The sequence below is a fragment of the Corallococcus terminator genome, from assembly GCF_049194865.1.
Classification (GTDB): Bacteria; Myxococcota; Myxococcia; order Myxococcales; family Myxococcaceae; genus Myxococcus; species Myxococcus terminator_A.
On sequence record NZ_JBLZWL010000096.1, the window covers coordinates 26,993 to 40,040 of the forward strand.

The following is a 13,048-nucleotide window of genomic DNA, read 5'->3' on the forward strand; positions in this document are numbered from 1 at the left end:
AGCGGCGGTGCCCTCCGGGCAGCCTTGAGCCGCCTCGTGCTCCGGCTCAAGCTGCAACCGTCGATTCCCCAAGGGGAATCGCCTCAAGAAGAGGCCATCATCGGCGGTGACACCCGGCCGCGCACGTTCGTGATGGACTCCAGTGGTTTCGCGCGCTTGCTGGAGGTGCCCATCAACGAGCCGGTCCGTGGAACGCCGTGGAACCATCAAAAAGCGTGCTCGGCAACAGTCGGGGAGCTGAATAGAAGGCCAGGCCAACTGGCAGGGCCTTTTGTCTAACACGGGCCTCGTGATGAACATTGCGAGGCCTTCGTGCTTAAGAGCCTATTTCGGTAGGGAAGAAGTCGGCCAGCCTGCTGCGTTCTGACGGCAGGAGGGCAGACGTATGGGGCTGGTGAAGAAGGACGATGGTTGGAGGATGCCGGACGAGCTGTGGGCGAAGCTGGAGCCGTTGCTTCCCCGCCGGCCTACTCATCCGCTGGGATGCCACAACCCGCGAGTGCCCGACAGGCTGGCCATGGACGCCATCCTCCTGGTGCTGCGTACAGGCATGCAGTGGGGCGCCCTTCAGGCCACCGGCCTATGCCACCCCTCTTCCGCCTACCGGCGCTTCCGCGAATGGCTGGCCGCCGGTGTCTTTCGAGAATTCTGGCGGCAGGGGCTGCTGGCCTACGACGGCCTGGCGCGCATCAACTGGAGTTGGTTGGCATTGGATGGGGCGATGGGGAAGGCACCGCTGGGTGGGGGAAAAAACCGGCCCCAACCCCACCGACAGAGCGAAAACAGGAACCAAGAAGAGCCTGCTGACGGACTCGCGGGGCGCCCCCCTCGGCCTCGCGGTCGGTGGCGCCAACACGAACGATTTCAAGCTGGCGCGCACCACGCTCGAATCCATCCCAGTCGCCAGGCCCACGCCCACTGAATCCGCACGTCAGCACCTCTGGGTGGACAGAGGCTATGACTACGACGTGGTGCGCCAGCTGGCGGAAGAGTTCCACTTCACGCTGCACCTGCCTCGACGCGGGCGCGGCGTGCGCACCAGGACAAGCAATTCTCGGAAGAAAGCACGACGGTGGATGGTGGAGCGCGGGCACTCCTGGCTGAACCGCTTCCGTCGGCTGCTGGTGCGGTGGGAGAAGCGCGAGGACACCTACCTGGGAATGCTGCACTTCGCGCTCGGCATCATCACCTGGTTCCACGCGCTCCTACCGAAATAGGTTCTAAGCCCTTGAATCACAAGGGGATTCGACGCGTGGTGCTGAAGAGGTCGCTATCGTGACCTGCCTGCGATCCATTACCCGGTCCATCACAGGATCCAACTTCAAGTGTTCCGGACTTCCGTCTATGGTTCCGCGTCCCTGCATGGCAGGGCATTGACGGGAGAACTCATGTCTTCGATGAAGAGGTTGGTTGCTGGTGCCTTCGTCACGGCGTCCTTCGTTGTCAGCATGCCGGCACTGGCGGGGGGCTGCGAGGAAGTCTTTGAGGAGTGTAGATATCTAGCGCTCAGGGAGACGGACGAAAGGGCCCGCGACTATCTCGAGAACCAATGCTTCGCCGAATACGAGTTGTGCGTGGCTCAGCCTGGAAGCCTGTGCGAGGAGCCTTCCCTGTCTGGTGTTGGCGGCGCCGCGCCCGCTGCCCCAGGACCGCAGGACCGAAATCGCTGAGCAGGACGGCTGACGGCAGGCCGAGCACCTCTCCGAGACACAGGATGCGGGACTGGACCAACGAAGTTCCGCATCCTGACGGCCCTGACTCGGTGTAACAGACCGACGGCTGGCGTCCTGGCTCGCCGCTCGCCGCATGGCATGGAGGGGCCAATGGCTCTGACCTTTCTGGTGAGAGCCATCCCTTTACGACCTGCGGATTCGAGGGGATACCTCATCGGACTGAAGGGATGACACGAAGGTACCGAAGTCATCGGCAAGGAGGTAGGCGCTGTTCGTGCCAGAGGGGGCATGTGCATCCCAGTAGTAGATGCCGCCCTCATCACCGCCCGAAGTCGCCAAGCAAATTTTGTCGGAGCCTTCTGTTGTCGCAATAGGAAGGAGCCACCCAGGAATGCGTCCTTCAAATACTCGAAGGTTCCAATCCAGATTGCACGACTCGACAGGATCGTTGAGGCCGAAGAACACATGGATTCGGCCGTGCGGATTCTCTTGAAACCCATCAATCTGGAAGAGGTCGCGCTCTGGCATCCTGCCATTCGTCACCAGCAGGAAATCCCGAAACTGGCGAGGAAGCTTGATGCCGTGCTGCGCCTCGAACAACTGGACCTCTTCGTCGCTCCGCGAAGGTCCACCCTCGGTTGTCCGCACCAGATGAACCATTATTGGCCTCCCGAAAACCCACCCGTGTGGCCCGTTCGCGCATGAACTCCAGTTGGAACAAGCCGCATGGTCGGTCGAGCCTGATGGTGATGCCACGTCATCCCTTTGGGTGTCGCCTGAAGTCCAGCGGCGCGGGTCGCCGCAGCGACGCCCCCGGTCCTTGAGCCAGTATAGGCAATCTGCACCTCGACTTCGACGACTCCAGCGGCCCGGAAGTAGGGATAACCGTCTACGTCGAAGGGGACGCCCCGTAGCAGAGTGATTCGTCCCAGCGAGAGGCGCATTCCGGATAGGAGCATCCGCCGAAGTCGCGTCGCGTGGAGCGCTCTCTGCGCTGCGACTCCTCGTCGCGCCTTCCCTCGTTGGCGTAGTCCGTGCGGAATCGCGATGGGCCTCCGCCAGCATCGCCTGGGCCTTGCCGGGATTGCCGCGAGCCTCGTACAGGGCCTGGCAGCCGCCACGGCGGGGCCGTCGTTTCTTGACCCGAGTCAATGAACCAAGCGGAGGCCCCTTCTACTCTCGAGGCCTCAACGGTGCATCACGGCACCGCACCTCGATATGAACACCGCCAATCGCAAACCCGGCAGGGTCCTGGGTCTCCTCTTCATCCTCCCTTTCTTCGCCTACGGGATCGGCTCCGCCGTCATCAGCTCTCTACTGGAGGGCGCGGACCCGCTGTCCCAGGTCATCGAGCACCGCACCCGGTATGTCGCCGGGGCGCTGCTCCTGCTGCTCAACTCCGCGACGGTCATGGGCATCGGCGTGCTCTTCTTCCCCATCGGCAAGATGCACCACCCAAGTATCGCCCTGGCCTATGTCTGCACGAGGGTGATGGAGGCGCTGTTGCTGACAGTGGGAGTCCTCTTCCTGCTTTCCATCCTCGATCTCGGGGAAGGTGCACAAGGCCTCGGGGCCTTCGGGTCGCAGGATCTCCTGACCCTGACGACGCTCCTCGCGAGAGGGAACTTCTGGGCCTACCAGCTCGCCATGCTCGTGCTGGGAGCGGGCAGCGTGGCGTTCTGTGTGCTGCTGTTCCGCTCCGGTCTGGCGCCATCCTCCCTGGCCCTGCTCGGAGTGGCCGGCTACGCCCTGCTGGCGCTGGGGTGTGTTCTGGAACTCCTCGGGCTCCGCGTAGGCACCTTCCTCTCGCTGCCGGGTGGGCTGTTCGAGCTGGGCCTGGGCGGCTGGTTGATGGCGAAGGGGTTCCGGCCCGTCACCCGCTCCGCCGCGGCGTAGGGCGTCCGCCCCTGGACGCAAGGCGCTTGCGGATGCGGCTCAGGGACTCGGGCTTCACGCCGACGTAGCTGGCCAGTTGGTATTGCGGAATGCGCTGGAGGAGGTCGGGCCGCGTCTCGAGCAGCCGCAGGTAGCGCTGCTCAGGCGTGTCGATGACGTACGAAGTCAGGCGGTCCTGCTGCTCGGCCAGCACCTGCTCCATGGTGCGCCGGGAGATGGACTCGAAGCGCGGGAAGCGCGCGAAGAGGTCGCTCTCCTTCTGTTCGGTGCCCACGACCAGCGTGGTGTCCTCGGCACAGACGAGGAAGTGCTCGGCGGGAGTCTTGTTCATGAAGCTGCGCAGGGAGAGCACCCACTGCTCTTCCGAAAAGAAGCCGTTGCTGCGCTCTTCACCGTCCACCAAGCAGTACTGCCGGACGCAGCCTTCCAGGACGAAATAGCATTCGGTGCAGACCTGCCCCTGCTCCAGGAGGACGGTGCCCTTCTTGAACGTCCTCACCACCATGCTGTCCAGAATCGCCCGGGCCTCCTCCTCCGAAAGCGGGGACAGCCTGGAGAAGTAGTCGATGAGCTTGTGCTTCATGGGCGTGAAGGGAGCGTAGCAGCGCGACCCGAAGCTGGCGCGTTGCGAACCATGCGATGGAGCCCGAGGGGAGGGCAATTGTTGGGGGACGCGGCGGCGAGATAGAAGGCTCCGACGTCGAAGGAGGAGTGAATGTCGAGTCGAACCGTCTCCCGGAGGACGTTGCTCCAAGGTGCGTTGGTGGCAGTGGCCTTCAATCCGATGAGCCGCGGCTGGGCTTCCACGCTGGAGGCTGGCGCGGTCCCCCTGCCGCCACTCGATGGCGAGTTGCTGATGGACACGGCGTCGCGGACCGCGGCCGCGGAGGACTTCGGCCACATCCTCCACCGCACGCCGTGGGCGGTGCTCGTTCCCGGCTCGGTGAAGGACATCGTGGCCATGGTCCGCTTCGCGCGGCGCCAGGGCTTGAAGATCGCCGCCGCTCGGGGCCTCGGTGAGAGCCACAGCACCTTCGGCCAGGCCCAGGTGCCGGCGGGCATCGTCATCGACATGTCCACGCTGTCGACCATCCACGAAGTCCGCGAGGACAGCGCCTGGGTGGATGCGGGAGTCCGGTGGCACGAACTGCTCCAGGCCTCGCTTCCCGGAGGCAGGAGCCCTCCGGTGCTGACCGACTACATCGAGCTGAGCATCGGTGGGTCGCTGTCGGCGGGGGGCATCGGCGGGCAGGCATTTCGCTGGGGCCTCCAGGTGGACAACGTCCTGGAGATGGACGTCGTCACGGGGCGGGGCGAGCTCGTGCGGTGCTCGCGCTGGCGTGAGCGGCCTCTGTTCGACGCCGTGCGCTCGGGCTTGGGCCAGTTCGGCATCATCGTGCGAGCGAGGGTGCGGCTTGTCGAAGTGCCGCCCCGCGCTCGGACGTACACCGCGCTGTACAACGACCTCCACCGCTTCATGGAGGACCAGCGGCGGGTCATCGAGGACGGTCGCTTCGACTACGTCGAGGGCTCCGCCGTCGCCTCCAACGGGGGCCGGGCGTATCAGCTCGAGGTGGTGAAGTACTTCACCCCGGGCTCGGAGCCGCACGATGCGACACTGCTCGCGGGCCTGGGCTTCCAGCCGGGAACGCTCCAGGTGAGCGACGGCAGCTACTTCGACTTCGCCAACCGGCTCGCACCGCTGATCGAGCTGCTCAAGCAACTCGGCGTCTGGGGCTTCCCCCATCCGTGGCTGGACATGTTCGTCCCCGCCCGGTCCGCCGAGGCCTTCATCCAGGAGGTCCTCTCGCAGACCACCGAGGCCGACATGGGGCAGGGGCCCATCCTCCTCTATCCCTTCCGCTCCTCGGAGCTGACCGCGCCCTTCCTGCGCACCCCCAACGACAGACACATCTTCCTCTTCTCGCTGCTGCGCACCGCCATTCCACCGACGCCGGAGAACGTCGCGTCCCTCGTGCAGAAGAACCGCGCCATCTTCGAGCGGCTCATGGCCATCGGCGGGAAGATCTATCCCGTGGATGCCGTGCCATTGAGCCCCGCCGACTGGCGCCGCCACTTCCACCCCAGTTGGGAGCGGTTCGAGCACGCGAAGCGGCGCTACGACCCAGACCGCATCCTCACGCCGGGACAGGGCATCTTCTGATCGACGCCCCCCCCGAGTGCTCGGAGCCGCATCCCATTGGAGTGGCTCTGAATCCTGCCGCCTAAGTGCTTCGGATCAGGAAGTGGGTTGTCCGGGTGACCCCTGCCGAGGCCAGCGCCGCGGCAGTGGGGGGCCACGTACCCGTCACCTGATACGGGGTCAGCCGATTGCCAGCGGCGTCGCGCACGTCGAGGGTCGTGTTGAAGCCGTCCGTCCACCAGTTCGATGTGGGCTGGATGCGGAACGTCACGAATCCATCCAACTGCGCGAACGCCGTGTGACGGAACTCGCCGCCGCGCACGTACAGCCGCCCACCGGCACGAGCAGCGCCCGTGTTGGTCAACTGGATGTGACAGGGAACCTGCCCCGCGATGAGGTTGTTGTCCACGGACGCGATGCAGTCGATGATCTCTATCAGCGCGTTCGTTGACTCGAACCCGATGCACGAGGCGTTCGTGTACCCGCCCAGGGAGTTGCCTCCGTTGATGGGGGGCTGCCGGTTCTGGTTGTTGGTGATCTGCTCTATCTTCAACCGCTCCATCCGGTAGTGGTTCGACAGGGCCGTGCCTGAAGCGACCGCTTCGTCGTTCGCGGCGTACCGGGACACGTTGGAGTGATGCATCCAGCAGTTGGTGACGTGCTGGGTGACGCCGCCGTTCGTCATGAACGGCCCGCACTTGCGGGGGCGTGTCGTGTCGTAGCGGGGACTCATTCGCCCGTCGAACTCCGTGTTCTCGTAGGTGACGTGGTTGCGCTGGCTGGTGATGTTTCCCAGCTCAAACGGAGGCTGACTGGTCATCGCCTTGCCCGCGCCACGGAACCGGCAGTGCGTCACCAGGGAGGCGGGGTGACGACGACTCGAATCCGAGTAGATCGCCACGCCCAGATGCGGTGCCGACTGCGGAACGTACACGCCGCCCGTGATGTCGCCGCTGATCGACGTGAGGAGCGGCTGCGGCGCGGCCTCGAAGCCGACGCCACCCAGATAGATGGGTGCCGGTGCGTTCGCGTACTGCGTGTCGAGTCGGCACATGCCCATCAGCAACTGGTTGAAGGACGCTTGGGTCATGGTGGACATATGCGACAACTGCGCCTGACTCACCGACCCCGCCGCCATCTCGATGATGGACTGGTCTGGCCCAGCCCCGACGAACCCCGCGAGTTTCTGGAAGAAGAACCCGAACGCATACGTGGGGAGGCCGCTGGAGCCAATCGCGCGGAACTGATTGAGAGTGAATACGCCCGCCGGGAGCCGCACGATGACCCGTCCAGGGGCCGCGTTTACCGTGGCTTGCAGTTTCGTGTGGAAGTCACCCGCCACGGTGCTCAGCGGCGCCACCGGCACGCCCGCAGGGAGCTTGGACTCCCACGCGCTCGCGGAGGTGTATGCCCAAGGTGGGGTGGCCTCGGACCAATCCCATCCGGCCAGCATCACCTCGGGAGTCTGCGATTTGTCGTCAGGGAGAACGGGAGGTGCCATGGGGTCGCTCCTTACATCGGGTTGCTACGCATTGATACCCGAGCCCTCTGACATTTTTCCCCGGGCAGAAGAGTATCTCCTTCCGCCCGGAGTTCCCTGGCAGTCCCTTACTCGAAGGTGACGATGAATTGCTCCCAGGGGCCCACTGCGGTGCGGTCTGCGTTCATCGTGCCACCGCCGCCGCCCTCGGCCACCAGGTAGTGGGGGTAGCCGAAATTGAGCGTCGCCAGGGCCACGGTGTCTCCGGTGCCGATGGTGTTCAAGCCAGTGCCGGCCATCTTCCAGATGCGGAAGGTTTCATGGTCGCCAGGTGCCGTCGGGGTGGCTGTCACCCCCGCGCCGCCACCGTTCACGGCCATGACGTAGTTGCCGTTGTACGTCTGCAGGTTGATGAGGTCGCCGGTCTGCAACTCGAAGCCGTTGCGGTCCACCACGTAGAACCTCTCCCACGCACCCACGGCGGTGCGGTTGACGTCCACCGCGGCGCCGCCGCCGAGCTCGGCCACCACGTAGTGGCCGCTCGCGGAACGCAGGGTGAAGGTCCTCGAGTAGATACGCGCCACCGAGGCCGCGTCCGTGACGCTCAGCGCGTCGCGCTGCCCGATGGCCTGCCCCCCCAGGGTCTCGATGGTGGGCTGCCCGTTCGACGAGAACGCCGTCCTGGGGTAGTGCATGATGGAGGCGTAGTCATAGCCGAGGATGTCGTCGCCGTTGGCGATCTGCTGGTTGAAGTTGTGCTCATAGCCAGCGGTGATGTTCTCGGGCCGGATTCGCACGTAGTTGTTGCGGTCCTCGCGCGACTGCTCGTGCCAGAGGCCCAGGGCATGTCCGATTTCATGGATGGTGTTGCCCGTGCTGCACCCGCCCTCCAGCCACACTCCCTGCCTGCCACCAACGCGGCCCACGGTGGCGCTGCACCCGGTGCCTGTCTGGAAGTGGATGTAGTCCGGGTACGTCCCCGCGTTGGCCGCGGTGCGCAGAACGAAGCGGAGGTGCGTGCGCTGTTGCCAGTGATTGATGGCGTCCGTGATTCGCGCCTGGTTTGGCACGGCCGCGTCGATGCTGTAGGGCACCTCGGAGTTGGGCCAGCGGATGTTTGCTCCGGTGATGGCCACGCCCTGGGCCTGGACCCCGGGGGCGTCGAGACCTCCCCGGGCCTTCACCTCGCGCACGCGCGCCTCCATCGCCTCCACCGTGCCGAGAACCATGTCCCCCTCGAGGATGGCCAGTCCATCCACCTCGGCATACTTCACTGGCACGAGCTTGCCCTTCGCCGCGCTCCACGCGTAGCCCTCACGAACCGTGGCGCCAGCCGGCACTCTGGCCAGCTCCGGGTCCAGGCCACGACGCGGCTCCAAACCCTCCTCACCACAAGCGGTGAGCAGCAGGCTGGGAATGAGCAGTGCTACCAGGTCAGCTTTCGACTTGCTTCGCATCAGGGTGTCTCCTCTCCCGAAGGCACTCGGGACGCGCGAAGGCTAGTTCACTGTCGGTGAATCCTGACGATGTTTGTTCGATGCGATTGCCTGAGCAGTACGGCGCCAGAAAGTGGAGGACAAATCATCTACCTGGTCGAGCCAGGGTCCTGCGTGACTTTCTGCTGGAATGCACCTGTGTCTGTCGAAAATTCCATCGCTGCTGGCACGTCGCGCGCATCAAACGGGCGCGGCCAGTCGGCTCGCCATGTACCGCGCGGGCGAGGTCCCGAGCGCCTTGCGGAACATGGTCACGAAGCTGCTCGCGCTCTCGTAGCCGAGGTCCAGCGCCACGCTTTGCACGGCCGCTCCGCGAGAGAGTTTTTGAATGGCGAGGATGATGTGGAGCTGCTGGCGCCAGCGGCCGAAGCTCAAACCTGTCTCCTCGACCAGGAGGCGGTTCAACGTACGCTCACCGATGCCAATTCGCTTCGCCCACGTCTTCGTCGTCGCGCGGTTCGCCGGCTCGGCGGTCATCGCATCCACCAGACGGCGAAGCCTCGAGTCGCTCGGCATCGGCAGGCGATGCTTCTCTATTGAAACCGTTGCCAACTCGTCGAGGAGCACGCTCACCAGTCGCGCGTCCGGTCCTTCGAGGTCGTAGAGCGCGGGGCGTGTCGCCAGGCGAAGCAAGAGCTCGCGCAAGAGCGGCGTCACCGATACCGCACAGCACTCCAGCGGGAGGTTCGGCGCCGCGCCGGGCTCGACGAAGACGGTGTAGCCCTCGAGCGGCGCGCGTGCGCGGATTCGATGCGTCACTGACGCGGGGACCCACAGCGCCGACTGCGGCGGTACAATCCAGAGCGCGTTCGACGCTTCGCAGATCAACTCACCGCGCACCTGGTACATGAGCTGCGATTCGCGGTGCGAGTGAGGCTCGCTCTCAAGCCCGCCGCTCGCCATGCTGAGGCCGATTGCGCTCGCCGGTCGCGCGACCGCGGTCTTCCATCGCCCACGCGCCTCAATCGCGAACCGGCTCGCGAGCGACTCGAACGACGCCACCTCTCCACGGGGCGCACTCGCGACCTGGACGTCTCCGTGAGTCGTCCAGCCCATCGGATGCGCGAGCCGTGTCGCCCTCGAACTCCGCCGCTTCACCGCCATGGCCGTTTTGATAAACAATTTGTCCTGATTGCGCAATGCGGCCACGGGCGCTGGTTGCTTATGTTCTCCTCCATGCCCCCGCCGTCCACCGTGCCTTCGGGCGTCGTCGAGTCCGTATTCCATCGCCTCGTCTCGCGTCGCGCGTGGGTTCGCGAAGTCGAGCCCGTGGGCGATGCGTTCCGACTCGTCACGCTCGTCGGAGAAGATCTCGAAAACCGCCGCTGGGTACCCGGCGACATGATTCAGATTGGCTTCGCCGGCCTGGCCGGGCGCGCGTACACGCCGCACTCCTTCGACCCCCGAACCGGCACCACGACGTTTCTCGGTTACGTCCACGGTCCCGGCATCGCGTCGAACTGGCTCGCTTCGGCGACCACCGGAGAGCAGCTCTTCCTCGTCGGTCCGCGTTCGGCGCTTGACCTCTCCGCCGTGAATCGGCCGATGTTCTTCTTCGGCGACGAATCCTCGTTCGGCACCGCAGCCGCGATTCGAGCGACGTCGGAGGGCTTGCGAGAGGTTGCGTTCTCGTTCGAGGTGGAGTCCAAGGACGCCTCGCGCCTCGTGCTTGAGCGCATCGGCATCACGAACGGCGTGACGCTGACCCTGCGCGAGCCGGAGGATCGTCACCTCGAGCGCATCGAGAGTGACCTCACGAGCGCGCTCCGAGCCGCGCCGCGGACGCGATGCGTCTTCACCGGGAAGGCTTCATCGCTCCAGCGCCTCTACAAGGCGGTACGACGAGCAGGCCTCTCCACGAAACAGGTCACCAACGTCGCCTACTGGGCCCCAGGACGAAAGGGATTCTCCGGCGTTCAGCGTTAGCGACAACGCCGAGCCCTTTCCCCACAGACCAGACTCCTGCGGTTCCATGCGCAGGTCTGATGCAGGGGAAGGGCCCGTGCGGGCCTACTCGGCGCCTGGAAGCAGGGCAGGGGCGGAGAAGAAGAGCAGCCCACGGTTCAGCATGGGGAGCGATGCGCTGTAGTGGTCGTCACCGGGAAACTCCAGGTATCGGACCTCGAAATCTCCGCCGCCCAGGGCCGCGAGCTCCACGGAGAGCTCACGTGCATTGTCGACCATCCGCCGCTCGACGGTGAGCATGCCCCGCGGCCCCTCGCTCTTGCGCGGCTTCTGCTCCAGCCCTCCCACCGTGAGCAGCACGCGCGCCTTCACCGGCGTCCGTGCATGCTGCTCGAGGAGCACCTTCTTTTCGGTGAGCACATACCGGTCGTTCCACCAGATGGACGGGCTCCCCGCGATGAACGTGCCGAAGGACGTGGGCCTCGTGAAGAGCGCATGCAGCACCAGGAGCCCTCCATAGGAGTGCCCCATCAGCGCGGTGCGCGAGGCATCAAGCTGCAACCTCGATGCAAGCGCTGGCTCAAGCTCCTTCTTCAAGAAGTCCAGGAAGCGATCCGCTCCTCCCTGCTTCTTCGAGAACCGGTCCCCCGTGTTCGACAACTCTGGAGCTGGTGGCGTGTAGTCCTCACCGCGCGCCTGGTCGTTGTAGGGCTGGTCTCCCGGGTAGGCCAGCCCGACGATGATGGGCGGTGTCGCCGCGACGCCAAAGCCCTTCGCGAGCCTGGGGAGGACGCGCGTGAGGCGGTCCAGGGTGGGGAAGTGAGCACCGCCATCCAGGAGGTAGATGACCGGATGGCCCTCGGCGGGCGCCTGGCCCTCGGGGACCGCCACGTACACCCGATGAGTCCTTCCGGTGTGGGTCGAGTCGAGATCGAACTGGAAGGTCCCCGGAAGCGTCACCGGCGGCCACTCCGTCCGAGCCACCGGCGCGGCGTGTGGCCCCGGAACCGTGGAGCAGCTGGCGGTCAGCAGGCCCGCCACGAGGAGCAAGTGGATGCGCATCAGGTGACCACTCTTCGGGAGCCGGGGAATGAAGAGGCTCATGACAGGAGACGATGGGCGCAGAGCCCCCGCTGATGCACGGCGGGGGCTCTGCTCGGACCACGAAGGGCTAGCGGATGCGGAGCAGGCCGCGCACCTGGCCCTCGACGACCGTCTTCGCGTCACCGAGGCCCGTCGTGGGGCTCATGATGCGGAAGCGCGTCTGGGCGTTGTCATTGATGAACTCCGGCAGCACCAGGAACTCACCGGGGTTCTGCGGGATGGTGCGGCCGTTGGTGGACACGAGGTCGCTCCGGACGACGGGCGTCGCGGTCGGCGCGTCGCCGAGAGTGACTTCCCACAGGTTCCACCAGGCGCCCGTGGCGGCGCTCTGCCCGTTGAAGGGCCTGGAGGCGGCCACCGCGCTGTCCCAGGCGGCCTGCGCGGCGGTCTTGTTCATCACCCGCAGGTACGCCTTGCCGGGCGCGCCAGGCAGCAGCATGCCCGCGATGTCGCCGTCCGTTCCGGGGGTGACGAAGGCATCGAGCGTGGTGAACCAGTTATCGAACTCGCCGGTCGCGGGGTCGAAGCGAATCATGCAGGGCGTGGCGGTCGTCCCGGGAGACACGAAGTGCGCGCCGCTGCCGAGGGGCTCGGTGGCGTAGTAGATCTTCCCGTCCGTGTGCTTGACGCCGTCGCGCGCCCAGCCGCAGCGCGAGTCCGTCTTGACCGAGACTTCGTCGGTCTGCGTGTTCACGACGACCAGCGCCGTCTTCGCGGGAACCGTCCGCACGTCCGAGGCGTGCCAGCCACCGGCGATGATGACGTTGTTGCCGGCGGTGACGGCCAGGCTCTGCGAGTAGCGGAACGTGAAGTTTCCGTCCTTGAGCTGGGACGTCAGGTCCTTGGACGTGACGATGGCGAGGTCCCGGGGATTCCAGATGACCAGCCTGTAGTTCACGTGGTCGAAGTAATAGGCCTTCGTCTCGCTGACGAAGTAGTGCTGGGCCTGATAGCCATTGACCGAGGCGACGCCCTGGCTGATGAACGACAGCGCATCCCCGGCCACGGGCGCGCCGCTCGCGTTGAGGGTGTAGGGCGTTACGGTCGGCACCTGATTGCTGCTGACGAAGAACTTGCCCGAGCCCGGGTAGCCCGCGGTGATGTACGCGTCCGAGGGGAGCTCAATCGCGTTGGCGACGCCGACCGTCTGCTCCTTCTGGATGTCGTCCACCGTCAACAGGTAGCTCTGGGTGCTGCCACCGGTGATGGCCACCTGGGTGATGACGGCATACAGGGGGTCGACGGTTCCCGCGTCGGGGGTCGGCTGGGGAGTGGGCGGGTCGTCCGAATCCGAGCAGGCGGTGGCGGACACGGCGAGGGCGAGGAGTGCGATTTTCAGCTTCATCGGTCT

12 protein-coding genes are annotated in these 13,048 nt (G+C 65.5%); 4 read left to right on the forward strand and 8 right to left on the reverse strand.

Annotated elements, in window-relative coordinates:
• Positions 1–418 precede the first annotated feature (418 nt).
• Positions 419–1,217 (forward strand): IS5 family transposase gene (locus ACN469_RS29220; protein ID WP_498765451.1). Its coding sequence is split into 2 segments (ribosomal slippage): positions 419–742 and positions 744–1,217, totalling 798 coding nucleotides; the frame shifts between segments, so codons are not numbered across the junction.
• 639 nt (positions 1,218–1,856) lie between these two features.
• Here ACN469_RS29220 and ACN469_RS29225 read toward each other — a convergent pair.
• A complete protein-coding gene (locus ACN469_RS29225; RefSeq protein ID WP_498773059.1) occupies positions 1,857–2,333 on the reverse strand; it encodes an SMI1/KNR4 family protein in 477 nt (158 codons plus the stop codon).
• The gene (locus tag ACN469_RS29230; protein WP_498773061.1) at positions 2,333–2,632 is read right to left on the reverse strand and encodes an HNH endonuclease; all 300 of its coding nucleotides are present in this window, start codon (positions 2,630–2,632) and stop codon (positions 2,333–2,335) included. The genes ACN469_RS29225 and ACN469_RS29230 overlap by 1 nt, the downstream gene beginning before the upstream one ends.
• 259 nt (positions 2,633–2,891) lie before the next feature.
• Between ACN469_RS29230 and ACN469_RS29235 the strand changes: the two genes are divergently transcribed.
• The gene (locus ACN469_RS29235) at positions 2,892–3,569 is read left to right on the forward strand and encodes a DUF4386 domain-containing protein (protein WP_498773063.1); all 678 of its coding nucleotides are present in this window, start codon (positions 2,892–2,894) and stop codon (positions 3,567–3,569) included.
• On the opposite strand, the gene ACN469_RS29240 is transcribed toward ACN469_RS29235, so the two are convergent.
• Positions 3,547–4,152 carry a Crp/Fnr family transcriptional regulator gene (locus tag ACN469_RS29240; protein ID WP_498773065.1) on the reverse strand — a complete coding sequence of 202 codons (606 nt, stop codon included), beginning with the start codon at positions 4,150–4,152 and terminating at the stop codon, positions 3,547–3,549. The two genes, ACN469_RS29235 and ACN469_RS29240, sit on opposite strands and share 23 nt — an antisense overlap.
• A gap of 132 nt (positions 4,153–4,284) precedes the next feature.
• On the opposite strand from ACN469_RS29240, the gene ACN469_RS29245 reads away from it, so the two are divergent.
• Complete coding sequence (locus tag ACN469_RS29245) at positions 4,285–5,733, forward strand: FAD-binding protein (RefSeq protein WP_498773067.1); 1,449 nt, start codon at positions 4,285–4,287, stop codon at positions 5,731–5,733.
• Between the two features lie 61 nt (positions 5,734–5,794).
• On the opposite strand, the gene ACN469_RS29250 is transcribed toward ACN469_RS29245, so the two are convergent.
• The 3 genes from ACN469_RS29250 to ACN469_RS29260 form a co-directional block, all read right to left on the reverse strand.
• Entirely contained in the window at positions 5,795–7,213 is a 1,419-nt protein-coding gene (locus ACN469_RS29250; RefSeq protein WP_498773069.1) for a hypothetical protein, read from the reverse strand.
• Positions 7,214–7,320: 107 nt separating this feature from the next.
• Positions 7,321–8,649 (reverse strand): M12 family metallopeptidase, encoded by a 1,329-nt coding sequence (locus ACN469_RS29255; RefSeq protein WP_498773071.1) that lies wholly within the window; start codon positions 8,647–8,649, stop codon positions 7,321–7,323.
• A gap of 219 nt (positions 8,650–8,868) precedes the next feature.
• A complete protein-coding gene (locus tag ACN469_RS29260) occupies positions 8,869–9,690 on the reverse strand; it encodes an AraC family transcriptional regulator (RefSeq protein ID WP_498773073.1) in 822 nt (273 codons plus the stop codon).
• Between the two features lie 36 nt (positions 9,691–9,726).
• Between ACN469_RS29260 and ACN469_RS29265 the strand changes: the two genes are divergently transcribed.
• On the forward strand, positions 9,727–10,614 hold the full coding sequence (locus ACN469_RS29265; protein ID WP_498773075.1) for a siderophore-interacting protein: 888 nt from the start codon (positions 9,727–9,729) through the stop codon (positions 10,612–10,614).
• A gap of 84 nt (positions 10,615–10,698) precedes the next feature.
• Here ACN469_RS29265 and ACN469_RS29270 read toward each other — a convergent pair whose 3' ends face one another.
• Together ACN469_RS29270 and ACN469_RS29275 are read right to left on the reverse strand one after the other, a co-directional pair.
• Entirely contained in the window at positions 10,699–11,655 is a 957-nt protein-coding gene (locus ACN469_RS29270) for an alpha/beta hydrolase (protein ID WP_498773077.1), read from the reverse strand.
• A gap of 109 nt (positions 11,656–11,764) precedes the next feature.
• A complete protein-coding gene (locus ACN469_RS29275; protein WP_498773079.1) occupies positions 11,765–13,042 on the reverse strand; it encodes a hypothetical protein in 1,278 nt (425 codons plus the stop codon).
• Positions 13,043–13,048: the final 6 nt, after the last annotated feature.

What these genes read in the sequence shown, in the direction of transcription:
- ACN469_RS29270 (WP_498773077.1), bottom strand. Translation starts at nt 11,655, where the DNA reads ATGCGCATCCACTTGCTCCTCGTGGCGGGCCTGCTGACCGCCAGCTGC.
- ACN469_RS29250 (WP_498773069.1), bottom strand. Translation starts at nt 7,213, where the DNA reads ATGGCACCTCCCGTTCTCCCTGACGACAAATCGCAGACTCCCGAGGTG.
- ACN469_RS29255 (WP_498773071.1), bottom strand. Translation starts at nt 8,649, where the DNA reads ATGCGAAGCAAGTCGAAAGCTGACCTGGTAGCACTGCTCATTCCCAGC.
- ACN469_RS29275 (WP_498773079.1), bottom strand. Translation starts at nt 13,042, where the DNA reads ATGAAGCTGAAAATCGCACTCCTCGCCCTCGCCGTGTCCGCCACCGCC.
- ACN469_RS29240 (WP_498773065.1), bottom strand. Translation starts at nt 4,152, where the DNA reads ATGAAGCACAAGCTCATCGACTACTTCTCCAGGCTGTCCCCGCTTTCG.
- ACN469_RS29230 (WP_498773061.1), bottom strand. Translation starts at nt 2,632, where the DNA reads ATGCTCCTATCCGGAATGCGCCTCTCGCTGGGACGAATCACTCTGCTA.
- ACN469_RS29245 (WP_498773067.1), top strand. Translation starts at nt 4,285, where the DNA reads ATGTCGAGTCGAACCGTCTCCCGGAGGACGTTGCTCCAAGGTGCGTTG.
- ACN469_RS29225 (WP_498773059.1), bottom strand. Translation starts at nt 2,333, where the DNA reads ATGGTTCATCTGGTGCGGACAACCGAGGGTGGACCTTCGCGGAGCGAC.
- ACN469_RS29235 (WP_498773063.1), top strand. Translation starts at nt 2,892, where the DNA reads ATGAACACCGCCAATCGCAAACCCGGCAGGGTCCTGGGTCTCCTCTTC.